We start from the raw sequence: 23206 nt of genomic DNA, 5'->3' as shown, positions 1-23206 counted from the left end.
GAGATCACCACCCGCGCCCTGATCACGCTGCCGCTCGAAAAGCTGGACCTGAGCTGGGACAGGGCACACCGACGAAAGCAGCACACGACGAAGCGAGGGCGATGGTGCGCGCACTGTCCACCCCGTCAGTGTCGGCGCCCCACCCCTATAACGCACCCGTTCCCCGCTCACAGGAACGCGCCCCGTTCCTCCGGACGCGACCAGCCGCACGCCCTCAGGAACGCAGCCCGTTCCCGGGACGCGGCCGGCGCCGCGCCCCGGGGTCAGAACTCAGGAACCGTCGCCGTTGACACCGTCAGCCGGCTCGGCCGGATCGGCGCTCTCCGGAGAATTCGGCTCCTCCTCCGAGGCGGCCGACACCGTGGGCTTGTCGGTGGCGGGCGGCGGCGGGGCCGCGTCCACGTCACCCAGCTCCTTCTCCGGCACGTCCTTCTCGCCCTCCAGCAGCGTCGTCAGGGCCGCGCCCTGGATGCGCCGGAACGCCCGGCCCTTGCGCCGCCGGTCGAGCACCGCCACCTCGAGCTGCTTCGCGTCGAGCGTACGGGCCTGGCCGTTCTCGCCGCCCACACTGCCCAGCGCCTCGGCCGCCAGATGCAGCGCCGTGGGCAGGTCGGCCGCGCCGTCGTGACGCTCCCGCAGCACCGTCGAGATCGCCTCGGCCTGCCCGCCCATCGCCATGAACCCCGGCTCGTCCATCACCGAACCGTCGTACGTGATCCGGTACAGCTCATCGGTCTCGGGCGACGCGCCCACCTGGGCGATGCAAATCTCCACCTCGTACGGCTTCTGGGTCTCGGTGAAGATCGCGCCCAAGGTCTGCGTGTACGCGTTCGCCAGGAACCGGCCCGTCACATCGCGCCGGTCATAGCTGTAACCGTTCACGTCGGCCATCCGGATGCCGGCCCGGCGCAACGACTCGAACTCGTTGTACCGCCCGACCGCCGCGAACCCGATCTTGTCGTAGATCTCGCTGATCTTGCGCAGCGTCGTGATGTTCTCGGCGACCAGCAGAATGCCGCCCTCGTACGTGAGCACCACGGCGGAACGGCCGCGGGCGATGCCCTTACGGGCGTACTCCGAGCGGTCCCGCTGGACCTGCTCGGGTGATGCGTAGAACTGCATGGCCACGGGTGGCTACTCCCTCTCGTCCCTGGTGAATTCGGCTGCCAACAACAACCGGACTCAGCCGCCCGGATTTTCCATGCGCCCGGCCACGACCTGCTCGGCCACCGCGGTGATCTCGGCATCGGTCAGCCGGTGCACACCGCTGGCGGTCGCCGTCATCACAACCGGGAAGATCTTGCGGGTCAGGTCGGGGCCACCCGTCGCGGTGTCGTCGTCCGCCGCGTCGTACAGCGCCTCCACCGCGAACCGGATCGCCTCGTCGGTGCTCAGCCCCACCCGGTACTTCTTCTTCAACGCCGACTTGGCGAACAGCGAACCCGAGCCGATCGCGTCGTACCCGGTCTCCTCGTACAGCCCGCCCGCCACGTCGAAGCTGAAGATCCGCCCGATCTTGGACGGGTCGGTCGGCGACAAGTCGAAACCGGCGAACAGCGGAACCACGGCCAGGCCCTGCATCGCCGCGCCGAGGTTGCCCCGCACCATGCCGGCCAGCCGGTTCGCCTTACCGTCGAGCGAGAGCATCGTGCCCTCGATCTTCTCGTAGTGCTCCAGCTCCACCTGGAACAGCCGCATCAGCTCGATACCGATACCGGCCGTGCCCGCGATGCCGATCAGCGAATAGGAGTCGGCCGGGTGCACCTTCTCGATGTCGCGGCTGGCGATGAGATTGCCCATCGTCGCCCGCCGGTCGCCACCCATCACGACACCGTCAGCGGTGGCGATCGCCACGATCGTCGTCGCGTGCGGGGCGATGTCGGCCGACAACCCCGGCGGCAGGGGGCGGCGGCCCGGAAGCAGCTCAGGAGACACGTGGGTCAGGAACTGCGTGAAGGACGACGTTCCCGCGTTGACGAAGAAATCCGGTAGACGCCCGGACGGATCAAAGTCCTTTGGCACGTGGTCCCCTTCAGGTATTCGATCGCGCCGGTCAGGTAGTCGAGGTTGTCCCTGAACTGACCCAGACCGCCGTTGCAGTTGAAGCACAATATCCCGCGCACCTCGCCGGTGCGATGATCGTGGTCAACGTGTTGAGGGTCGGGCGCATGGCAGATCGCACACACCCCGAACTGCCGCCACAACATCTCATCGAAGTCAGCCTGCCCGATGCCATAGCGGTGGCGCAGGTGATACTCACGGGTGCCGCCGTACAGCCTGTTCTTTGATTCGACGCCGCGGGCCGTGTGGCAGGTCAGGCAATACGAGTGGTAGCCGGTCTTCTTGGCGGCGGTCCGGGCGAACTCAATCAGCCGCTTGATCGTGTCGCAGTCCGGGCACCACTTCGACCCGGGAGGCACCGGCTCCGCCGACCGCTTCTGCGGCTTGATCCCACGCTTACGTCTGCTCGCTTCGGATCGTTCAGCCGCGCATTCACGGCAGTAGAAAGCCAAACCGTCCGGACGCCGAACGTTGCTGTGAAACTCGGTCACAGGCAACGTCCGGCGACACTGAGGGCAGTGCATCGTATCCGATTCCCCTAAATCGGACATTTACACCTATTCCCCCCCTTTTTGGACGTATCCCCTCACGAATTCCTCGGCGTTCTCCTCGAGAACCGAGTCGATTTCGTCCAGGAGGTCGTCCACGTCCTCGGTGATTTCGGCGTGCCGCTCGGCTACCTCAGGGTTGGCTTCAGTGGTGGTCTCGTCGACTTGCTCGTCCTGCCGGCCCTTGCCCGACTGCGACTGCCCGCCGGTGTCCCGAGTTGCCATCGGTTTCCCCCTTCTGCGCCACCCGAAGCCAGCGACTACGGGTTGAGAAAAATCTACCTCGGCCCTGTGACAAAACGCCCCGCCGGTCCGGGTGTTTCTCAGCGGCTGGTGATCACTTCGAGAAGGTCCTTCGCGCTCTCGCACTTGTCGAACAGCGCGCCCACGTGCTTCTTGGTGCCGCGCTCGGGTTCCATCATCGGCACCCGCACGAGAGACTCGCGCCCGACGTCGAAGATGACCGAGTCCCAGCTGGCCGCGACCACTTCGGACGCGTACTGCGCGAGGCAGCGCCCCCGGAAGTAGGCCCGGGTGTCCTCGGGCGGCTCCGACATGGCGAGCTGCGTGTCCGCCGGGTCGAGCAGCGTCTTCATCGAGCCGCGCGCGACGAGCCGGTGGTAGAGCCCCTTCTCGGGCCGCACGTCGGCGTACTGCAGGTCGACGAGCTGGAGTTTGGGCGAGGACCAGCCGAGGTTCTCCCGTTCGCGGTAGCCCTCGAGCAGCCGCAGTTTGGCCACCCAGTCGAGGGTGTCGGCGCAGTCCATGGGGTCGCGGCCGAGTTTGTCGAGGATGTCTTCCCAGCGGTCGAGCACGTCGCGGGTCTGCTCGTCGGCGTCGTCGCCTTCGCGTTCGTCGACGAAGGCGCGGGCCCGCTCGTAGTAGGCCCATTGCAGGTCGAGCGCGGTGAGTTTGCGGCCGTCGCGCAGCCGGATGAGGTGTTGCAGCGTGGGGTCATGGCTGACTGCTTTGAGTTCGCTGACGGGGTCGGCGATGCCCAGGTCGCCGCTGAACACCTTCTCCTCGATCATGTTGAGCACCAGTGAGGTGGTGCCCATCTTGAGGTAGGTGGCGATCTCGGAGAGGTTGGCGTCGCCGATGATGACGTGGAGCCGGCGGTATTTGTCGGCGTCGGCGTGGGGTTCGTCGCGGGTGTTGATGATCGGCCGCTTGAGGGTGGTCTCGAGCCCGACTTCGACCTCGAAGAAGTCGGCGCGGGAGCTGATCTGGAAGCCGGCGCCGGAGCCGTCCTGGCCGAGGCCGACGCGGCCGACGCCGGTGAAGATCTGCCGGGTGACGAAGAACGGCGTGAGGTGGGCGACGATGTCGGCGAACGGGGTCTGCCGTTTCATCAGGTAGTTCTCGTGGGACCCGTAGGAGGCGCCCTTGTTGTCGGTGTTGTTCTTGTAGAGCTGGATGCGGTGGGTGCCGGGGATGGTGGCGGCGCGCCGGGAGGCTTCAGCCATAACGCGTTCGCCGGCCTTGTCCCATTTGACGATGTCGAGCGGGTTGGTGCATTCGGGGGTGCTGTATTCGGGGTGGGCGTGGTCGACGTAGAGCCGGGCCCCGTTGGTCAGTATCACGTTGGCCAGGCCGAGGTCTTCGTCGGCGAGGGCGTCGGCCGGGTCGTAGGCGGCGCCGCTGTAGGTGAATCCGCGTGCGTCGCGCAGCGGGGATTCTTCTTCGTAGTCCCACCGGGCGCGGCCGTTGCGGTTGAGTTCGGGCCGGGCTCCGTATGCGTTGACCACCTGGGACGATGTCACCATCGGGTTGGCGCCGGGCTGGCCGGGAACGGAGATGCCGTACTCGACCTCGGTGCCCATAATCCGTCGAACGCTCATGCGACCATCCCGCCCGCCACGCTGCCCCTGCTGCTCATGTATCGAGCCTAGACGCTCTCGCGCGTGTTCTCGCCCCGCCCCGTGCCGGGCGCGGCACGCTGGGTTGCCGGTTCGGGTGGTGACGGCTGACGGTTGTCGATCTTGCGGGTGATCCGGCGGCCGAGTTCCTGCCCCCGGCGTTCCACGATGCGGTACGACAGCCAGGCGAGGGTGAGGACCGTCGCGAGGTAGGCGAGCCCGGTAATCACGCGTACGGGGAGGCTTTGCGTCCCGAGATCCGGGACGATTCGCGGCATAAGGAAGAGCACGACGACGTGCAGCAGGTACAGCGAGTAGCTGATGCGGCCGAGCCATGTGAGCGTTTTCGGCATCGGGCGGTGCCGGAATACGTACGCGATAAGGAAAATCGTCGCAACCGCGAACATGTTGGCGAGCCAGTTGCGCTGTGTCCATTGCGCACCGACGACGCTCGTGGCGACCACGGCGAGGGCGACCGGGCCGGCCACGTGCCCGATCTGCCGGTGGTGCCAGCGGTAGACCACTGTGCCCGCGAACATGACGGCGAGAAGCAGCAGGGCCTGGTGCGACGACTTCACGGTGCTGGCCGCCGTGGGGTGCCCGTTGAGCGCCGGCACGAGCACGAAGGCGATCCCGGCCAGGCCCGCTGCTTTCCTGTGCCGGGCGAAGAGCAGAACGAGGGTCGTGGCCAGGCCCAGCAGCAGAACGGCGGCGAGCAGACGAGGGTGTCCTCCGAGCAGCGCGTCCGGGAGCGGCACGATCCACGCCGTCAGGGCGAGCACCGCCGCGTACCACGCGCTGTGCCGGTGGACGCCCCACGCGAAGAGCCCGGTCACGACGAGGTAGAAGACCATCTCGTACGACAGCGTCCAGAACACCCGCACGACACCGCGCACGCCGACCAGGTCGGGCATCATCGTCAGGTGCGCGAGCACGCCGGCGCCGGTCTCGGCGCGCAGCGACGCCTGCCAGTGCAGCAGCCCGGCCGCGGCGAGCAGCGCGAACAGGGCGATCGTGATCAGGTAGGCGGGGTAGATCCGGAACAGCCGCCCGATCCAGAACCGGCGCAGCGAGCCGTGCCGTTCCAGTGACATCGGGATGACGTACCCGCTGACCAGGAAAAACAGCAGCACCGCGGTTTTGCCGAGGTCGATGTGCCGCATGATCGCGAGGTGGGCCTCGGCGCCGATCAGTTGCGGGCTGAGGTGGAACAGCACGACGGTGATCGCGGCCAGCCCCCGCAAGGCATCGAGCCAGTCCAAGCGTCTCATGGGTGGTGCAACGACAGCGCGGGCCGGGGGAAACCCCCGGCCCGCGTCGGAAAGCGTCGTTACAGGTACTGACCGGTGTTGCTGGCCGTCTCGATGGAGCGGCCGGCTTCGGCGCCCTTGCCGCCGGAGACGAGCGTGCGGATGTAGACGATCCGCTCGCCCTTCTTGCCGGAGATCCGGGCCCAGTCGTCGGGGTTGGTCGTGTTGGGCAGGTCCTCGTTCTCGCGGAACTCGTCGACGCAGGAGTCGAGCAGGTGCTGCAGGCGCAGCCCCTTCTTGCCGCTGGTGAGGAACTCCTTGATGGCCATCTTCTTGCCGCGGTCCACGATGTTCTGGATCATGGCGCCGGAGTTGAAGTCCTTGAAGTACAGGACTTCCTTGTCACCGTTGGCGTAGGTGACCTCCAGGAACCGGTTCTCCTCCGATTCCGTGTACATCCGCATGACCACGGCGTCGATCATCGCCGCCACGGTGACGTCGGCGTTGTTGCCGTGCTCGGCCAGGTCGTCGTGGCTGAGCGGCAGGCCGGGCAGGATGTACTTGCCGAAGATGTCCTTGGCCGCCTCGGCGTCCGGACGCTCGATCTTGATCTTCACGTCGAGCCGGCCGGGGCGCAGGATGGCCGGGTCGATCATGTCCTCACGGTTCGAGGCGCCGATCACGATCACGTTCTCCAGGCCCTCGACGCCGTCGATCTCGCTGAGGAGCTGGGGCACGATCGTGTTCTCCACGTCGCTGGAGACACCGGAGCCACGGGTACGGAAGATCGAGTCCATCTCGTCGAAGAACACGATGACCGGCGTGCCCTCGCCGGCCTTCTCCCGGGCCCGCTGAAAGACCAGGCGGATGTGCCGCTCGGTCTCACCCACGTACTTGTTGAGCAGCTCGGGACCCTTGATGTTGAGGAAGTAGCTGGTGTGCTTCTCCTCGCCGCGCCGCTCGGCGATCTTCTTCGCCAGCGAGTTGGCGACCGCCTTGGCGATCAGGGTCTTGCCGCAGCCGGGCGGGCCGTAGAGCAGGATGCCCTTCGGCGGGCGCAGCTGGTGCTCCCGGAACAGGTCGGCGTGCAGGAACGGCAGCTCCACGGCGTCGCGGATCTGCTCGATCTGGGAGTGCAGGCCACCGATGTCGGTGTAGTCGACGTCGGGCACCTCCTCCAGCACGAGCTCCTCGACCTCGCTCTTGGGGATCCGCTCGTAGGCGTAGGCCGACCGCGGCTCGATCATGAGCGAGTCACCCGCGCGGAGCTTGTCGATCTCCAGCGAGTCGGCCAGCGAGACGATCCGCTCCTCGTCGGCGTGCGAGACGACCAGAGCCCGGTCGCCGCGCTTGCCGTCGGGGCCCGCGAGGACCTCCTTGAGCGTGACCACCTCACCGGTGCGCTCGAAGCCGAACGCGTCGACCACGTTCAGCGCATCGTTGAGCAGCACCTCCTGCCCGCGCTGGAGCTCCTCGACCTCGAGGGACGGGGAGACCGCCACGCGGAGCTTGCGGCCGCCGGTGAAGACATCCACCGTGCCGTCCTCGTGGGCCGACAGGAAAACGCCGTAACCGCTGGGCGGCTGGGCGAGCCGGTCAATCTCTTCCTTGAGAGTGACGATCTGGGCGCGGGCTTCCTTCAAGGTCGCCACGAGCCGGTCGTTGTTCTCGGTCAGTCGGGCCAGCTGCGCCTGCGTTGCCGCGAGCCGTTCCTCGAGCTGCCGGACGTGTCGTGGGCTTTCGGTCAACTTCCGCCGAACAAGGGCGAGTTCCTCTTGCAGGAACGCAACCTGGCTGGAGAGATCGTTGGCCTCTTTCTCCCAACGTGCGGCGCGTGAATCCGCCTCGTCGCTACGTGCCACGTCCCACCTCCCCGGGGGCTCGAACGTCTTGGGATAACACTAGCCGCTGCGGGCCGGATTTCGACCCATGCAACACCCTCGTCACCGAGTCTTGATCCATTCGGCCGGTGCCCGCAAGGTCTTTGTCTCCCCGTTCCGGTACCGGCGGCCGGGTTGCCTCGCGCCCGCGCCGGGTTTACGGCAATCCGGGCGTCTACCTGCTGCGCAGCCACGCGGAGCGAGCCTGTTGCGCCCGTACGGGGAAAGGCTTCCGGGGCCGCGCAAACCCGTCGATGGCCCGGGTGGGAACGGGAAAAAAGTCACAAGGCCGAAACGAACGTTTAGGGGGTGCGGACGACCCCTAGAGTGTCGGACGCCCCACCAGGGACGCGACGACGCGGGAGAACTCCTCCAGGCGGGCGATCTGGCCGGGCCCGCCGTCGTCGAGGGTCTTGCCGAAGCGCAGCGCGTCGTGCCGGATGGTGGCGCGTGATTCACCTTCATCCATGCCGGGCGGCGGCACGGCGTCGTCGACCGAGCTGAGCAGCAGGTAGACGTCGATGCTGTCGACCCGGGCCTGACCGTTGGAGGTGCGGGTGAGCCGGCGCCGGCAGCCCACCTCGGTGACCGTGGACAGCGGCACCACACGCAGCGACGAGGTCATCGAGCCGACCGGGCCGTCACCGGGCGCCACGTCCTCGCCGTGCCACAGCACGAGGCGGCTGCCGTCGCAGATGACGACCTCCTGCCAGACGCCGTTGACCTCGTTGACGAAGCGCTCGAGGGTGAAGCTGAGCACCGAGGCGCCGCGCAGCACCCCGAACAGCGCGTCCAGCGCCACCTCGGGGTCCCGCAGGTAGGCGCGGGCGGCCGAGTCGAGATCCTGGTAGGGCGACCAGTCCGGGAAGACCGCCGGCATCTCGTTGCTGCCGCCGAACGGCGGAGAACTCATCGCGCCCACCCGATCCTCCCCGAGCCGTGCCACTGCCGAAAAGGAAGCTACCCGACCGCGCCGCGCCGCGTCACATCTCCGGCGAGGGACCCTGGTCGCGCGGTGTTTCGTCGATCTCTGCGGCGGGCTCGGCCGCGGCGGGCTCGGCCGCGGTGGGCTCAGCCGCGGCGGCCAGCGCGGCCTGGGCGGCCCGGCGCAGCGCGTACGCCTCGGCGCCCTTGCTCGGCTTGCGGCGGCGCGGCGGCGCGGTGACCCCGGGCGCGAGCTTGCGCGCCGAGACCAGGAACGCCGTGTGCGCGATCATGCGGTGGTCGGGGCGGACGGCCAGGCCCTCGGCGTGCCAGTCGCGCACCAGCGACTCCCAGGCCCGCGGCTCGGTCCAGCCACCGCGCTCGCGCAAGGCCTCCACGAGCTCGGAGAGCTGCGGGGTGGTGGCCACGTACCCGATGAACACCCCACCCGGCACGAGCGCCTTCTCGACCATGTCGAGGGCCTCCCACGGGGTCAGCATGTCGAGGACGATCCGGTCGAAACCGGTCTCCGGGTTGCTCGCCACGTCACCGGAGTGCAGGTGCCACGCCGGGTGCGGGCCGCCGAAGAACGACTCGACATTCTTGCGCGCGATCGCGGCGAAGTCGTCCCTCAGCTCGTACGAGTGGAGCTCTCCGCTCGTGCCCACCGCGCGCAGCAGCGAGCAGGTCAGCGCGCCCGAGCCGACCCCGGCCTCGAGCACCTTGGCCCCCGGGAAGATGTCACCCATGGCGACGATCTGCGCCGCGTCCTTGGGGTAGATGACCTGGGCGCCGCGCGGCATCGACAGCACGTAGTCGCTCAGCAGCGGCCGCAGGGCCAGGTAGGCCGTGCTGCCGGAGGAGGTGACGACGCTGCCGTCGGGCAGGCCGATCAGGGCGTCGTGCTCCAGCGCACCTCGGTGGGTGTGGAACGACTTGCCAGGTTCCAGCACGATCGTGTGCATCCGGCCCTTGGGGTCGGTGAGCTGGACGCGGTCACCCGCCCGGAACGGCCCGCGGTGGGCGGGCTGCGAGTCGTCGACGACGGTGGCAGGCGAAATGGTCACTACTTCTCTTTCTGCTTCACGGGGCGTTCGGGGCGGCGGGGCTCGAGCACCTGGGCGACGTCACCCACCCGCAGCACTCCCACCACATCCTCGCCCGAGGTGACCACGTATTGCGCGGCGGGGTGAGCCTGCAGCGCGCGCACCACCTGCTCACCGCTGAGCCCGAGCGGCAGCGCGGGCACCGCGTCACGCGAGCGGGCCACGCTGTCGACGGCCACCCACGGGCGCCGGTCGACCGGCACGCGCTCGGCGGCGACCGGGTCGACCAGTGCGGTGAGATTACCGGCCGAGTCCGACACGGCCAGCACCACGCCGGGCCGCGGGTCCTCCGAGCGGCGCCGCTGAGCCTCACCCAGCGGGGTGCCCGCGGGCACGGTGAGCAGCGGACGGGCCAGCTGGTTGAGGTCGACCAGGGGGAACCGGCGGGTCATCCGGGCCAGCCGGATCGACTGGCCCGCCCCCTGCCACAAGGTGAACACGACGAGCAGCACGAACAGCAGCCCGAGCAGCGTGATCGTGCCCAGCCGGTAGAACCAGAACGCGGTCATGCCGGTGCCGAAGGCGATCAGCCGGCCCGCCCAGCCGGCCAGCTCGGTGGCGCGGTTGCGGTCCTTGAAGATCGCCCACAGGCCGGCTCGCAGCGCCCGCCCGCCGTCGAGCGGCAACCCCGGCAACACGTTGAAGATCGCCACCAGGATGTTGCTGGCGGCCAGCTGGAACGCGATCTGCCCGGCCATCGTGCGGTCGGGCAGCGCCACGAAGGCCGCCGTGGCCAGACCGCCCAGCACCAGCGAGACCGCCGGGCCGGCCAGGCTGACCAGGGCGTCGACGCGCGGGGTGGGGGCGTCCCGGTCCATCTCGGTCCAGCCGCCGAGCAACTCCAGCGTGATGCCCCGGATGCCGATCCGGAAGCGGCGGGCGGTCAGCGCGTGGCCCAGCTCGTGCAGCAGCACCGAGCCGAGCAGGCAGACCACGAAGCCGAAACCCACCACGTAAGCCAGGGGGCCCGGCAAATCGAGCCGGCCGCGCACGTAGTTGCCGTAGACGAGGGTGACCAGGGCGGCCAGCAGCACCATGGACCCGTTGACGAAGATCGGGATGCCCAGCACGTGGCCCACGGGCCGCCCGGCGCGTCGTGCCTGCCGCCGCTGCCGCGCCCCGTTGCTGCCTGCCGTGCTGTCGTCCACGGCGTCGATGCTACGGAAGCGACCTGAGAGCCCCTCTCAGCGTTTTTGTCATACCTCTGCCCTAGCCTTCTCAGCATGACGGTCACCCCCGCCTCACCCGCCGAGGTCCAGGCGCCGCACGCCGGCCCCTCGTTGTCACCGTCGCGGGCGGCCGACTTCAAGACGTGCCCGCTGCTGTTCCGCTTCCGCACGATCGACCGGCTGCCCGAGCAGCCCTCCGCCGACCAGGTGCGGGGCACTCTGGTGCACGCCGTGCTGGAGTCGCTGTTCGACCTGCCCGCGGCCGAGCGCACGCCGGCGGCCGCGGCCGCCCTGGTGGCGCCGTCGTGGGAGCGCCTGCTGGAGCGGGAGCCCTCGCTGGCCGAGATCTTCGCGGTGGCCACGAGTTCTGAAATTCCCGGCCAGACCGTTATAGATCTCTCGTCGGCCGTTCTGGATCCGGTGGCCGCCGACGCCGGGGTCGCGCTTCCGCTGGGCGGGGCCACTGCGCCTGACGCCGCCGTCACTTCCGGGGCTGCCTCGCCGCACGGCGCTGTCGCCGATCCCGGCGCCGGGGCCGCTTCGCCGCGCCTCGCTGATCCGGCGGCTGTGGCCGCTGAGGCCGATGCCACGGGGGATCTCGACGCGGCCACGGCCGACGAGCCGGCCCGCCTGGCCGCCTTCCTGGCCGGCGCCCGGGCCCTGCTCCCCGGCTATTTCGCGGTGGAGGATCCGACCCGCCTCGAGCCCGCCGAACGCGAAACCCTGATCTCCACCCTGGTCGACGACGAGCTGCTGATCCGCGGCTACATCGACCGGCTCGACGTGGCCCCCGGCGGCGACCTGCGCGTGGTCGACTACAAGACCGGTGGCGCCCCGCGTGAGGCTTTCGAGGGCCGCGCCCTGTTCCAGCTGAAGTTCTACGCGCTGGTGCTGTGGCGCACCCGCGGCGTCGTCCCCCGGGTGCTGCGCCTGCTCTACCTGAAGGACGCCGAGGTCTGCGACTACAGCCCCGACGCCGAGGAGCTGGAACGTTTCGAGCGCACCCTGGTCGCCCTGTCCGAGGCGATCGAGCGGGCCAAACGCGACCAGTTCTTCCCGCCCAAGCCGAGCCGCCTGTGCGGCTGGTGCAGCCACCAGGCCCTGTGCCCGGCCAAGGGCGGCACCCCACCGCCCTACCCGTCCGCCCCCGTGGTCCCGCTGCAGGTCGGTCCGGCCGACGACGACCGCCTGGCCTGACCACGTAGGGTGCCGCCATGCACTCGCCGCCCTCGCGCGCTCACGGCGACCCGGTACGCAACCGGCGGCCGCTGCGCGTGCTGCTCGCCGACGCCGCGCCGATGCAGCGGTCCGGGCTGCGCGCCATCTTGACCGCAGCCCCCGCCGCCGGTGACGGTCCGGTGGAGATCGTGGTGGCGGGTGAGACCGGCGACGGCGGCGAGACGGTCGACCTGGCCCGCCGCCTGCTACCCGACGTGCTGATCGCGGACTTCGCGCTGCCCCGCGTCGACGGCCTGGGTGTCGCGCGCGCCGTGGCCGCGACCGGCCTGCCCGTACGGGTTCTGCTGCTCACCGAACAGGGCACCGACGAGGACGTGCTGGCCGCGATCAGCGCCGGCGCCGCGGGTTTCGTGCTCAAGAACGCTCCGGCCGAGGAGTTGGTGGCCGCTGTGCGGGCGGTGGCGGCGGGCGGCGCGGTCATCGCTCCCCCGGTGCTGGCCCGCATCCTCGTGCGGGTGGCGGAAGCCCTGCCCGCACCGGAGACGACTGCCGCGGGCAAGCTGGACACACTCACCGAACGCGAGCGTGAGGTGCTGATCCATGTGGCCCGCGGCCATTCGAATGCCGAGATCGCCGCCGCGCTGCAGGTGAGCGAGACGACGATCAAGACTCATGTGGGCCACGTGCTGACCAAGTTGCGGCTGCGTGACCGCACCCAGGCCGTGGTCCTGGCCTACGAGACGGGCCTGGTCAAACCGGGCGTCTGACCAGCCCGCGGCGCGGATCAAGCGTCACACCGGACGCCGGCCGGCCCGCGGCACCGGTCAAGCGTCACACCGGACGCCGGCCGGCCCGCGGCACCGGTCAAGTGTCGCACCGGGCGCCTGGTCAGTTCGCGCGGCGCGGGTCGGGTGTCGGCCCGCGGCTCACCGGCCACTCCGGCGGGGTGAACCGGCCCGCTCGCTTGCGGCGGCCCCCGTGCAGGCGGCGGCGGGCGGCGTTCTCGATCTCGTAGTGGTTGTCGGGCAGCATCAGAGGGTCTTCCCTTCGGTGGTGGCGCGGTGGATGTGGATGTCGCCGCTGGCCGTGCGGATCCGCAGTTCGATGGTGGCGCCGGAGGGTGCGTCCCCTTGCGGCGTGAGGTCGCTGGTCGTCCGGCCGGAGGCGGTGTCGAGGTCGAGCCAGATGCCGGCGCCGGCGGCGATGCCGACCTGCACGTCGCCCGAGGCGGTCTTGATCTCGTTCTGGCCGGTGGTGAGCCGCCCGACGACGACGTCGCCGGAGGCGGTGGAGGCCCGCAGGGCTCCCCCGATCGACCCGACGCGCACGTCACCGCTGGCCGACTTCACTTTGGCGTCACCGGTGACGTCATGCAGCCGCACGTCGCCGGAGGCCGTGTCCAGCTTGACCAGGCCGCCGGCCCGGCCCACGCCGAGGTCGCCGCTGGCCGAGTCGAGCGACACGTTGCCGGTGGCTTCGGCGAGTTCCACGTCGGCCGAGGCGACGTCGAGTTTGACGTCGGACCAGATGCCGGCGGCCTGGATGTCGGCGGAGGCGCTCTTGCCGTGCAGCCCGCTGCCGGTCGGCACCCGGGCCGTGATGGCGAGTTTGGCCGAGCGGCGCCAGATCCGGTTGTCGTTGGGGACCTCGATGACCAGGGTGTCGCCGTCGAGGACGACGCGGGTCTTGTCGGCGGCTTCGCGGGAGCTGTCCCGGTCGTCCATGGCGTCGACCGTGACCTGCACGGTGTCGCGTTGTTCGGCGTGCAGGGTCACGACGCCGGAGTTGGCGCGCAGGGTGACCGTGACCGGGGCGGGGTGCTCGAACTCGAACATGAGGGGTCTCCAAGCGGTGCGAAGGGCATGCGGAAACGCTCGTCCCTCACCCGAGGGAAGAGTCAAGAGGGGATGGGTCAGGCCTGGAAGAAGCCGGTGACCCGTTTCGGGTTGCGGCCGGCGGCCGGGGGCGCCGGCGCGTGGACGGCCTGGGTGACCGCGCGCACGAGCCACGCGTTGACCGAGATGCCCTCGGCCGCGGCGGTCTGTTCGACGTGGGCCTTGAGCGACTCGGGCATCCGCAGGGTGAGCCGGCTCAGGTCGCCGCTGTCGGGCGGCGGCGGGGGCGTGGGCGGCGCCGGGGGTGTCGGGGGCACCGGCGGTTCGGGCGTCTGGTGGGTGACCACCAGGTCGGCGTCGCGGCCGCGCAGCCGCACCTCCACGCTCGACTCGGGCAGCCGCGTGGTGATTTCGGCTGCGGCGTCGGAGAGTGCCTCCAGCAGCGCCAGCCGGGCCGACGCCTCGAGCGAGTGGCCGAGCAGTTCGGCCGCGCGGATGGTCTCCGGCCCGGCCGGCGCCGCGGCGGCCGCGAGGTCGGCGCGGAGGGTCTCGAGGTACGGCGTCAGGTCCATGACTCCACTATGACGTCACAAGTGACGTCAGTCAAGCGTCACCGTGACATCTCAGGGTCGACCCTGAGAGTCCCCTGGGTGTTCCCCGTATCGAAATCTCCGCGTCCCTCTACGCCCGTGGTCGGACGCCCGGGGCCGCGCGCGACGGAACACTGAGCCGCAACGGGCCGGCCGACGGGGGCGGCCCGCACGACCCAGGGGGCTGGCACAGATGATCGGGACGAGGGCGCAGGAGCCGGTCGCGGCGCGCGCCGACGACGTGTGGAAGGTGTACGGCTCCGAGGAGGCGCGCGTGGTCGCCCTGCGCGGGGTGAGCGCGAGCTTCGCGCGCGGCAAGTTCACGGCCATCATGGGGCCGTCCGGCAGCGGCAAGTCGACGCTCATGCACTGCCTCGCCGGTCTCGACACGGTCACCCGCGGCTCGGTGCACATCGGCGGCACCGAGGTCACCGGCCTGAACGACAGGGCGCTGACCCGGCTGCGCCGCGACCGGGTCGGCTTCATCTTCCAGCAGTTCAACCTGCTGCCCACGCTGACCGCGGCCGAGAACATCCGGCTGCCGCTGGACATCGCGGGCCGCAAACCCGACCCGCAGTGGTGGGACACGGTGATCGGCACCGTCGGCCTCGGCGACCGCCTCGATCACCGGCCCAACCAGCTCTCCGGCGGCCAGCAGCAGCGGGTGGCGTGCGCGCGGGCGCTGATGAGCCGGCCCGACGTCATCTTCGCCGACGAACCGACGGGCAACCTCGACTCCAAGGCGGGCGCCGAGATCCTGTCGTTCCTGCGCAGCAGCGTGCTGGAGCACGGGCAGACGATCGTCATGGTCACCCACGACCCGGTCGCGGCGAGCTACACCGACCGGGTGGTGTTCCTGGCCGACGGCGCGATCGTGGCCGAGCTCGACAACCCCACCCCCGAGACGGTGCTGGAGGCCATGAAGGCCGGGGAGGTGCTCGTCTGATGCTGCGCGCGACGCTGAAGAGCCTGCTCAGCCGCAAACTGCGGCTGGTGCTCTCGGGGCTGGCGGTCGTGCTCGGCGTCATGTTCGTGGCGGGCGCGTTCGTCACGACCGACACGTTGGGGCGCACGTTCGACAAGCTGTTCGCCGAGGGCTATTCGCAGATCGACGTGGCGGTCACGGCCGAACCCAAGGTGGCGGTGTCCGAGATGGAGGGTGAGCAGGTTCTCACCCCGCTGCCGGCCGCGCTGGTCGGCCAGGTGGCCGCGGTGCCCGGGGTCGCGAAGGCGACCGGGGTGGTCTCCGACGACGGCGCCCGGGTCATCGGCACCGACGGCAAGGTGGTCACCAGCTACGGCCCGCCGCGGATCGGCATGAACTGGGTCGGCCCCGACGACCTGATGCAGCTGCGCCAGGGCCGCGGCCCCGAGCAGGACGACGAGATCGCCGTCAACGAGGCCGTGGCCAAGGCGGCCGGCATCAAGGTCGGCGACCGGGTGGGCGTGCTCACCCAGCTCCCCAAGCAAACGTTCAAGCTGGTCGGCGTGTGGGGTTACACCAACGACCGGGACAGCATCGGCGGCGTGCAGGAGGTCGCCTTCACCACCGCGCAGGCCCAGCGCTCGATGCTGGGCCAGAAGGACGCGTTCACGCAGATCACTGTGGCGGTGGACAAGGACTCGGCGCCGGAAGCCGTACGGGATCAGATCGCGGCCCGGCTGGGCGCGGGTTACGACGTCAAGACCGGTGAGCAGCTCGCCGAGGACAGCGCCGCGCAGTTCAAGGAGGCCCTCGGCTTCTTCAACAACATCCTGCTCGGCTTCGCCGGGGTGGCCCTGTTCGTCGGCACGTTCCTGATCCTCAACACGTTCTCGATCATCGTGGCCCAGCGGACGCGGGAGTTGGCGCTGATGCGCGCGCTCGGCGCGGGCCGCCGCCAGGTGATCAGCTCGGTGCTGGTCGAGGCGCTGGTCATCGGGCTCATCGCGGCCGTGCTGGGCCTGGCCGCGGGCATCGGCGTGGGCTGGCTGCTGGTCACGCTGTTCGGCTCGTTCAGCGGCGGGCTCGACCCGGCCACGGTCGGGGTGCCGATGGCCGCGATCCTGAGTTCACTGATCGTCGGTGTCGTGGTCACGGTCGTGGCCGCGGTGCTGCCCGCCGTACGGGCCTCGCGGGTCTCCCCGATCGCCGCGATGCAGGACGTCGCCACCCCCGACCGCCCGCTGACCCGGGTGACCGTGACGGGGGCCGTCATCGGCGCGGTGGGCGCCGCCCTGCTCGGCGTCGGTCTCTACGGCAACAACTCGCTCTGGCTGATCCTGGGCGGCGTGCTGATCACGTTCGTCGGGGTCGCCCTCCTCACGCCGCTGATCTCCAAGCCGGTCGTCGCGCTGCTGGGCCGGTTGTTCTCGTGGTCGGTGCCGGGGCGGCTGGGCCGGCTCAACTCGGGCCGCAACCCGCGTCGTACGGCGATCACGGCGGCAGCCCTGATGGTCGGCATCGCCCTGGTCACCGGGGTCACGGTGGTGATCGGCTCGGTCAAGCAGAGCGTGGCCGCGACGGCCGAGGACACGGTCAAGGCCGAGATCGTGATCGGCGGCGACCAGAACGGGCCGCGCCCGCCGGTGTTCGACGACGCCGTGCTGGCGGAAACCGCGAAGGTGCCCGGCGTCCGGGCGGTGGCCGGCACCTGGAACGAGCAGGTGCTGATCGACGGCGAGCGCGAATACGTCACCGCCACCGACGATCTGGCCCGGCTGGCCGAGGCGTTCGGGTCGCCGGCGCTGCCCGCGCTGAAGCCCGGCCAGATCGCGGTGAGCACCAAGCAGGCCACCGAGCACGGCTGGACCACCGGCAGCGTGGTCAAGGTGCAGATGCCGCGGGGCGCGGAGCACAGCTACACGATCGTCACCACGTACGACGAGGAACGGGTCCCGGGCAGCATCATGCTGCCGGCCGCGGCGACCAAGGAGTTCGGCATCACCCAGCCCTCCTTCGGGTTCGTGCGGCTGGCCGACGGGGTCACCGTCGACCAGGTGCTGCCGCAGATCAAGGCGCTGGTGGCCGACAGCCCCGAGGTCAACGCGACCGACCGCAGCAGCTTCATCAACCAGCAGCTCGGCACGTTCGACACGGTGATCCTGATGGTGCAGGTGCTGCTCGGCCTGGCGATCCTCATCGCGGTCCTCGGCGTGATCAACACGCTGGCGTTGTCGGTGCTGGAGCGTACGAGGGAATTGGGTCTGCTGCGTGCGGTCGGCCTCGGCCGGGCCCAGACCATGCGCATGGTCACTGTCGAAGCGGTGGTGATCTCGGTGTTCGGCGCGCTGCTGGGCGTCGTGGTCGGCTCCGGGCTGGGCGCCGCGGTGGTGCAGGCGCTGGAGGGTGAGGGCATCACCGATCTGGTCCTGCCGTACGGGCAGATGGGTCTCTACCTGGGGCTGGCCGCGATCGTCGGGGTGCTGGCGGCGGTGCTGCCCTCGATCAAGGCGGCCAGGCTCAACGTCCTGGCCGCCATCGCCCACGACTGATCGCGGGGGTCAGCCCTCGGGCTGCAGCAGCCCCCGGTGCACGAGCAGGTCGGCCAGGTAGGCGGGGTCCACCCCCACCAGCGAGGTGCGCAGGTGGACCCCGTCGGTCGGCGGCAGCTCCAGCTCGGCCGGCACGGCCAGCACGGTCGCCCCCGAGGCGAGCGCGCTGGCCACGCCGGTCGGCGAGTCCTCGATCGCGACGCAGTCCTCGACGGCCACGCCGAGCAGGGCCGCGGCCGTGCGGTAGGGCTCGGGGTCGGGTTTGGGCAGGGCCACCTCGTCGCCGCAGACCACGACGTCGAAGTTGTCCCGGCCCAACGTCTCCAGCGCGACCTCGACCAGCTTGCGGCCCGTCGAGGTGACCAGCGCGGTCCGCAGCCCGGCGAACCGGACCGCATGCAGCAGCTCCAACGCCCCCGGCCGCCACACCAGGCCCGCGCCGAACAGTTCGAGCACCCGATCGGTGAGCCACTCGACGTCGGGCGCCTCGGGCCGGTCGGGCTGGCCCAGGTCGTCGCGCAGGATCTGCATGCTGGCGGCCATGCTGCTGCCGATCATCGCCTGCCGGGCCGCCGGGGACAGCGTGCCGCCCGCGCGCGCGGCCAGCTCGTGCAGGGCGATCTCCCAGACCTTCTCGCTGTCGACCAGCGTGCCGTCCATGTCGAAGAGCACCGCGGCGGGTTGTCGCGCGTTCAGGATGAGCCTCCATGATCGTGATGTGCTTGCCCGGTCCATTCTCCCCCGTACGGCTGGTTCCCGGCGCGTACCTTCGCTCACATGGACCCGGAAGTCGTCACCCTCAGCACACCCCGGCCGGTGCGGCGCTCGCTGCTCGTGCAGCGCTGGGCCGACCTGGCGTTCCTGCACTGGACGGCCGACCCCGCGCTGGTCGCGCCGCTGCTACCGGCCGGCACCGGGCCCGACACCCTCGACGGCGTCACCTACGTGGGGCTGATCGGCTTCCGGATGCAGGGCGTCGGTTTCCTGCGCGGCCCCGGGGTGCCCTACTTCGGCACGTTCGCCGAGACCAACGTGCGGCTCTACAGCGTCGACGCCGCGGGCCGGCGGGGTGTGGTGTTCCGCTCGCTGGAGGCCGAACGCCTCATCCCCGTGCTGGTCGCGCGGGCCGCGCTCAACCTGCCGTACATGTGGTCGCGGATGCGCCTGACCCGCGACGGCGACGTGCTGACGTACACGACCCGCCGCCGCTGGCCCGGCCCGCGCGGCGCGGCCAGCGCGATGACCGTGCGCGTGGGCGCCCCGATCACCCACCCGAGCCCGGTCGAGCAGTTCGTCACCGCCCGCTGGGGCCTGCACACCAGCGTCGGCGGCCGCACGGTCCACCTGGCCAACGACCACCCGGTGTGGCCGCTGCACCGGGCCGAGCTGCTGTCGCTGTCGGACACGCTGATCGCGGCGGCCGGTCTGCCCCAGCCGGTCGGGCCGCCGGTGAGCGTGCTCTATTCCCCCGGAGTCCCGGTCACCTTCGGAACGACGGCCTAGCCTGGGAAAATGAGCGTCACGCAGCTGATCTACCGGAGCCGGAAGAACAGCCTGCCGCCCAACGGCATCTTCGCGATCCAGGACCAGGCCCGCCACAACAACGCGGCCCGCGACCTCACCGGCGTGCTGCTGTTCAACCGCGACCACTACCTGCAGTGCCTGGAGGGCGAGGCCGAACAGGTCACCCGCACGTTCCGCACGATCAGCGACGACCCCCGGCACCGCGAGGTCGCCCTGATCGCGGTGGACGACGTGACCGAACGCTGCTTCCCCGACTGGTCGATGGGCCTGATCGACAGCACCTCCCCCGAGCTGCGGGTGGCGCTGCGCGACGTGCTGCCGGGCTACGAGTTCAGCCCGGACACCCTCGACGCCGCGACCGCCACCGCCCTCATGCAACGCATGCGCACGCTGAGCCGCACCCGTTGAGCGCGCTCAGCGGGTCACGACGACCGCCTTGCCGCTGATGCGGTTGTGCTCGATGTCGCGGTGGGCGTCGCGGACACGGTCGAACGGGTAGACCGCCACCGGGCCGAGGCTCAGCGTGCCGGCGGCGATGCGGTCGAGGGCGTCCTGCAGCACCGCCGCGGGCAGCGAACCGGCGTCGCCGCTGTAGGACGTGAGGCGGACCCCGGTCGGCAGGTAGGCGATCGGGTAGAAGTCGGGGACGGTCCACTGGTTGGACAGCATCCCGGCGAAGCAGACCGTGCCGTGCACCCGCGTCGCGGCCAGCGTGTCGGGCAGCGTGGGCGTGCCGACCAGTTCGAGCGCCGCGTCGACGCCGTCGCCGGTGATCTCGCGCACCCGGGCCGCCACCGCGCCGTCGTCCAGGACGGGGTGGTCGATGCCGTGCGCGGCCAGCTCGTCGAGCCGTTCCGGTTGCCGGGTGGTCGCCAGCACTGTCGCGCCGAGGTCGCGGGCGAGCGCGGCCGTGGCGTAGCCGAGGGCCGACGTGCCGCCCCGGATCAGCAGCGTCTGCCCGGCCCGCAGGTCGAGGCCGACAGTCAGGGACCCGTACGCGGTCTGCAAGGTCTCGGGAACGCTGCCGAGCGTTGCCCAGGGCAGCTCGGAACGGAACGGGATGACCTGCGCCCGCGGCACCGTGGTGAACTCGGCATATCCGCCGTCGAAGGTCCGGCCCATGCCCCCCATCAGCGCGGCCACCTGCTGCCCGGGTTCGAGGTCGCTGCCCGGCGCCGCGTCGACCACCCCGACCGCCTCGATGCCGGGCACGATCGGCAGTCGCGCCCCTTCCGCGTAGCCCAGGCGCAGGTGCAGCTCGGAGCGGTTGAGGCCGAACGCCTCGACCCGGATCCGCACCTGCCCGGGGCCGGCGTCCGGCAGGGGCAGCTCACGCGTTTCGAGGTTCTCGACGGGACCGGGCTCGGACAGAACGATTGCTCTCATGCCCACCCTAACAACCTTCCATGGAATCTAATTCCACGGAATCGTTTTGCTAGGCTGACCGGCATGACCGACGACCGGCGCATCCGCTGGCTGAACGATCTCGTCCGGGTCGAGATCATGCTGTGGGAGCACGTCGACGCCCGCCTCAAGCAGGCGCACGGGCTGTCGCTGGCCGCGTTCGAGACGCTCTACACGCTGGACCGGTCGGGTCAGGAGACGTTGCGCGTCGGTGACCTGGCCCGCGAGCTGCGGATCACCGTCGGCGGGGCCAGCAAACTGGCGGAACGGGTGCGGGCGGCGGGGCTGATCGAACGGCGGCCCGACCCCGGCGACCGGCGGGCCAGCCTGATCGCGCTGACGGCCGCCGGCCGTACGCTGCTCGGGGAGGCGAGCCGCACGTACGACGCGGCGGTGGCCGAACGGCTCGAAGGTGTGCTCAGCGAGGACGAGCAACGGCAGGTGCACACCCTGGTGTCCCGTTTGCTCAACGCCCGTACAGCAATTGCACAGCTGGACGACGCACAGTAGAGGGACCTTTCACCCCGCACCTGGAGGCATTTGTGGTCCTCGCCCTCGTGGACTTTCTGCTGCTGCTCGTGCAGCTGTTGCTCGTGGCGCGGGCCCTGCTCGACTGGAGCACGGTCCTGGCCGGCCCGGCCGCTCCCGGCGGTTTCCGCTCGCGGCTGATGTCGGGCGTCTACACCGTGACCGAGCCCATCCTGGCCCCCGTCCGGCGCGTCGTGCCGCCGCTGCGCCTCGGCGGCGCCGCCATCGACCTGGCCTTCCTCATCGTCTTCTTCGCCATCGTGATCCTCCGCGCCTTCATCTGACCGTTCCCCCGCGACCGGCCGGCCTCACACCGCGAGGCCGCCGGTCGCGCGCACGTTCTGGCCGGTGACCCAGCGGCCCTCCGCCGAGACGAGGAACGCGACGACCGCGGCCACGTCGGCGGGCCGGCCGAGGCGACCCAGGGCGGTCCTCCCGGCCGCCGCCGCCAGCGCCTCGGGCGGGTTGGCGGCGCGCAGCGTGCCGGTGTCGGTGGCCCCCGGCGAGACCGTGTTGACTGTTATGCCACGCGCGCCGAGTTCCTTCGACGCGACCACCGTGAGCTGTTCCAGCGCGGCCTTGCTGGCGCAGTACAGGGCCAGCCGCGCCGCCGGCAGCAGCGTGTTGAGCGTGCTGATGTTGACGATCCGGCCGCCGTCACGCAGCAGGGGCGCCGCGCGCTGCATGGCGTACAGCGGGAACTTGGTGTTGACGGTGAACACCCGGTCGAAGTCGGCGGGCGTCAGCTCGGCGATCGGAGCGGCCGTCACCAGCCCCGCGTTGTTCACCAGGATGTCCAGACCCGCCCGTACGGGCTCGAACATGGCGTCGAGTCCGTCGAGGCTCTCCTGGTCCGCGCGCACGGCAGTCGTCCCCGGGTTCCCCCGTACGACTTCGTCCGCGGCCACCTCGTCCTGCCGGTACGTGAACACGACCGTTGCGCCGCGCGCCGCGAGGTGCTCCACGATTGCCCGCCCGATCCCCTTCGACCCGCCCGTGACCAGCGCGGTCTTCCCCTCCAGCGTCATGCCGGGACACTAGGTCTCAGCGCCCCCGGCCGTCTTGGACGTTTGCGACGACGACCGGCGGGGTGCTCACGAACCGGGCCAGCTCGGTCGGGGTCAGCCCGGCCATCGCCCGCGTCTCCCGGGCCAGGTGCGGATGATCGGCGAAGCCGCTGTCGGCCGCGGCCTGCGACGGACCGGCCCCGCCGCTGAGCCGGTCGACGACCCGCTGGAACCGCGCGATCCGGGCCACCGTCGCCGGGGACAGGCCCAGATGCTGCCGGAACCCGCGCTCCAGACGGCGCCGGGTCACGTTCAGCTCGGCCGCCAGCGACGCCACGTCCGGCCGGTCGGGCCGGTGCAGCCGCTGCCACGCCGTCAGCACGGCCCGGTCCGGGGTCGCCGTCCGGCGGCGCCGCAGACCGATCAGCATCCGCTCGACCAGGTCGAACCGCTGCCCCCAGCCCGGCTCGGCCGCCAACCGGCCCGGCACCTCGGTCGCGACCGGCCCGAGCAGCGCGTCCACCGGCACGGCGCCGTCACCCAGCTCCCCCATCGGCACGCCGAGCAGCGCGGCCGTCCCGAGCGGGGTCAGCCCGATGCTGACCCCGTGCCCCCAGGTCGTCTCGCCGCGGCTGGTGGCTTCGCGCCGTCCCCCGAGGACCAGCCCCGACCGCGAGCTGAAGTCGACGACCACGGTCGGATAGGCCAGCGGCAGCAGCAGATGCGCGATGGGTCGGCCGTGACCCGAGCGGAAACCCGAATAACCCAGCACGTACGGGCGCAGCTCGGCACACGCCGCCCGCACGGCGACCTCGCACGGGTCGGCGGAGACGACCGCCGGCACGGAGTGGATCTGGGCCCCCACACG

At 70.7% G+C, this 23206-nt stretch carries 25 protein-coding genes; 8 read left to right on the top strand and 17 right to left on the bottom strand.

Translation table 11 applies throughout. The annotated features are described in order from the left end of the window. Window positions 1-270: 270 nt before the first annotated feature. From prcA to BKA14_RS04875, 10 genes are all read right to left on the bottom strand, one after another. Window positions 271-1128: a proteasome subunit alpha gene (gene prcA / locus BKA14_RS04920; protein ID WP_184949741.1), complete on the bottom strand. Its 858-nt coding sequence runs from the start codon at window positions 1126-1128 to the stop codon at window positions 271-273. Window positions 1129-1182: 54 nt separating this feature from the next. After that, window positions 1183-2022, bottom strand: coding sequence for a proteasome subunit beta (gene prcB / locus BKA14_RS04915; RefSeq protein WP_184949740.1), 840 nt, complete (start codon window positions 2020-2022; stop codon window positions 1183-1185). Next, complete coding sequence (locus BKA14_RS43570; protein ID WP_239092490.1) at window positions 1941-2552, bottom strand: endonuclease VII domain-containing protein; 612 nt, start codon at window positions 2550-2552, stop codon at window positions 1941-1943. Before BKA14_RS43570 ends, prcB begins: the two co-directional genes overlap by 82 nt. A gap of 66 nt (window positions 2553-2618) precedes the next feature. Further along, window positions 2619-2834, bottom strand: coding sequence for a ubiquitin-like protein Pup (locus BKA14_RS04905; RefSeq protein ID WP_133877412.1), 216 nt, complete (start codon window positions 2832-2834; stop codon window positions 2619-2621). 98 nt (window positions 2835-2932) lie between these two features. Beyond that, window positions 2933-4450, bottom strand: coding sequence for a depupylase/deamidase Dop (gene dop / locus BKA14_RS04900; RefSeq protein WP_369076711.1), 1518 nt, complete (start codon window positions 4448-4450; stop codon window positions 2933-2935). 47 nt (window positions 4451-4497) lie between these two features. Further along, window positions 4498-5739: an acyltransferase family protein gene (locus BKA14_RS04895; RefSeq protein WP_184949738.1), complete on the bottom strand. Its 1242-nt coding sequence runs from the start codon at window positions 5737-5739 to the stop codon at window positions 4498-4500. A 59-nt stretch (window positions 5740-5798) separates the two neighbouring features. Continuing rightward, window positions 5799-7580: a proteasome ATPase gene (gene arc / locus BKA14_RS04890; RefSeq protein WP_184949737.1), complete on the bottom strand. Its 1782-nt coding sequence runs from the start codon at window positions 7578-7580 to the stop codon at window positions 5799-5801. A gap of 340 nt (window positions 7581-7920) precedes the next feature. Then, window positions 7921-8511, bottom strand: a complete 591-nt coding sequence (locus BKA14_RS04885) for a hypothetical protein (protein WP_166661368.1) — start codon at window positions 8509-8511, stop codon at window positions 7921-7923. 70 nt (window positions 8512-8581) lie between these two features. After that, window positions 8582-9589: a tRNA (adenine-N1)-methyltransferase gene (locus BKA14_RS04880; RefSeq protein ID WP_438861869.1), complete on the bottom strand. Its 1008-nt coding sequence runs from the start codon at window positions 9587-9589 to the stop codon at window positions 8582-8584. Beyond that, entirely contained in the window at window positions 9589-10698 is a 1110-nt protein-coding gene (locus BKA14_RS04875; protein ID WP_184956557.1) for a site-2 protease family protein, read from the bottom strand. Before BKA14_RS04875 ends, BKA14_RS04880 begins: the two co-directional genes overlap by 1 nt. Window positions 10699-10851: 153 nt before the next feature. On the opposite strand from BKA14_RS04875, the gene BKA14_RS04870 reads away from it, so the two are divergent. Then, window positions 10852-11994, top strand: coding sequence for a RecB family exonuclease (locus tag BKA14_RS04870; protein ID WP_184949736.1), 1143 nt, complete (start codon window positions 10852-10854; stop codon window positions 11992-11994). 17 nt (window positions 11995-12011) lie between these two features. After that, complete coding sequence (locus BKA14_RS04865) at window positions 12012-12743, top strand: LuxR C-terminal-related transcriptional regulator (RefSeq protein ID WP_184949735.1); 732 nt, start codon at window positions 12012-12014, stop codon at window positions 12741-12743. Between the two features lie 121 nt (window positions 12744-12864). Here the strand turns inward: BKA14_RS04865 and BKA14_RS04860 are convergent, their stop codons facing one another. From BKA14_RS04860 to BKA14_RS04850, 3 genes are all read right to left on the bottom strand, one after another. Beyond that, window positions 12865-13008 (bottom strand): hypothetical protein, encoded by a 144-nt coding sequence (locus tag BKA14_RS04860; protein WP_184949734.1) that lies wholly within the window; start codon window positions 13006-13008, stop codon window positions 12865-12867. Then, window positions 13008-13811: a DUF4097 family beta strand repeat-containing protein gene (locus BKA14_RS04855; protein ID WP_184949733.1), complete on the bottom strand. Its 804-nt coding sequence runs from the start codon at window positions 13809-13811 to the stop codon at window positions 13008-13010. The genes BKA14_RS04860 and BKA14_RS04855 overlap by 1 nt, the downstream gene beginning before the upstream one ends. 77 nt (window positions 13812-13888) lie before the next feature. After that, entirely contained in the window at window positions 13889-14383 is a 495-nt protein-coding gene (locus tag BKA14_RS04850; RefSeq protein ID WP_184949732.1) for a toxin-antitoxin system HicB family antitoxin, read from the bottom strand. Between the two features lie 211 nt (window positions 14384-14594). Between BKA14_RS04850 and BKA14_RS04845 the strand changes: the two genes are divergently transcribed. Together BKA14_RS04845 and BKA14_RS04840 are read left to right on the top strand one after the other, a co-directional pair. Then, a complete protein-coding gene (locus BKA14_RS04845) occupies window positions 14595-15347 on the top strand; it encodes an ABC transporter ATP-binding protein (protein ID WP_438861868.1) in 753 nt (250 codons plus the stop codon). After that, complete coding sequence (locus BKA14_RS04840) at window positions 15347-17875, top strand: ABC transporter permease (RefSeq protein WP_184949731.1); 2529 nt, start codon at window positions 15347-15349, stop codon at window positions 17873-17875. Before BKA14_RS04845 ends, BKA14_RS04840 begins: the two co-directional genes overlap by 1 nt. A gap of 9 nt (window positions 17876-17884) precedes the next feature. Here BKA14_RS04840 and BKA14_RS04835 read toward each other — a convergent pair whose 3' ends face one another. Continuing rightward, on the bottom strand, window positions 17885-18610 hold the full coding sequence (locus BKA14_RS04835; RefSeq protein ID WP_260416400.1) for an HAD family hydrolase: 726 nt from the start codon (window positions 18608-18610) through the stop codon (window positions 17885-17887). 42 nt (window positions 18611-18652) lie between these two features. On the opposite strand from BKA14_RS04835, the gene BKA14_RS04830 reads away from it, so the two are divergent. Continuing rightward, on the top strand, window positions 18653-19378 hold the full coding sequence (locus tag BKA14_RS04830) for a YqjF family protein (protein ID WP_184949730.1): 726 nt from the start codon (window positions 18653-18655) through the stop codon (window positions 19376-19378). 9 nt (window positions 19379-19387) lie between these two features. After that, a complete protein-coding gene (locus BKA14_RS04825; RefSeq protein ID WP_184949729.1) occupies window positions 19388-19807 on the top strand; it encodes a BLUF domain-containing protein in 420 nt (139 codons plus the stop codon). 6 nt (window positions 19808-19813) lie between these two features. On the opposite strand, the gene BKA14_RS04820 is transcribed toward BKA14_RS04825, so the two are convergent. Then, window positions 19814-20785: a zinc-binding dehydrogenase gene (locus BKA14_RS04820; RefSeq protein WP_184949728.1), complete on the bottom strand. Its 972-nt coding sequence runs from the start codon at window positions 20783-20785 to the stop codon at window positions 19814-19816. A gap of 63 nt (window positions 20786-20848) precedes the next feature. On the opposite strand from BKA14_RS04820, the gene BKA14_RS04815 reads away from it, so the two are divergent. Both BKA14_RS04815 and BKA14_RS04810 read left to right on the top strand, forming a co-directional pair. Beyond that, window positions 20849-21313, top strand: coding sequence for a MarR family winged helix-turn-helix transcriptional regulator (locus tag BKA14_RS04815; RefSeq protein ID WP_184949727.1), 465 nt, complete (start codon window positions 20849-20851; stop codon window positions 21311-21313). A gap of 32 nt (window positions 21314-21345) precedes the next feature. Further along, entirely contained in the window at window positions 21346-21615 is a 270-nt protein-coding gene (locus BKA14_RS04810) for a YggT family protein (protein ID WP_184949726.1), read from the top strand. Window positions 21616-21639: 24 nt separating this feature from the next. On the opposite strand, the gene BKA14_RS04805 is transcribed toward BKA14_RS04810, so the two are convergent. Together BKA14_RS04805 and BKA14_RS44905 are read right to left on the bottom strand one after the other, a co-directional pair. After that, window positions 21640-22359 carry an SDR family oxidoreductase gene (locus tag BKA14_RS04805; RefSeq protein ID WP_184949725.1) on the bottom strand — a complete coding sequence of 240 codons (720 nt, stop codon included), beginning with the start codon at window positions 22357-22359 and terminating at the stop codon, window positions 21640-21642. Window positions 22360-22375: 16 nt separating this feature from the next. Beyond that, on the bottom strand, window positions 22376-23203 hold the full coding sequence (locus BKA14_RS44905) for an AraC family transcriptional regulator (protein ID WP_184949724.1): 828 nt from the start codon (window positions 23201-23203) through the stop codon (window positions 22376-22378). Window positions 23204-23206 lie beyond the last annotated feature (3 nt).

The sequence above is a fragment of the Paractinoplanes abujensis genome (genome assembly GCF_014204895.1).
Lineage (GTDB): Bacteria > Actinomycetota > Actinomycetes > Mycobacteriales > Micromonosporaceae > Actinoplanes > Actinoplanes abujensis.
The sequence above is the reverse complement of the archived record's forward strand: the minus strand, read 5'-3'. Positions and strand labels throughout refer to the sequence as shown.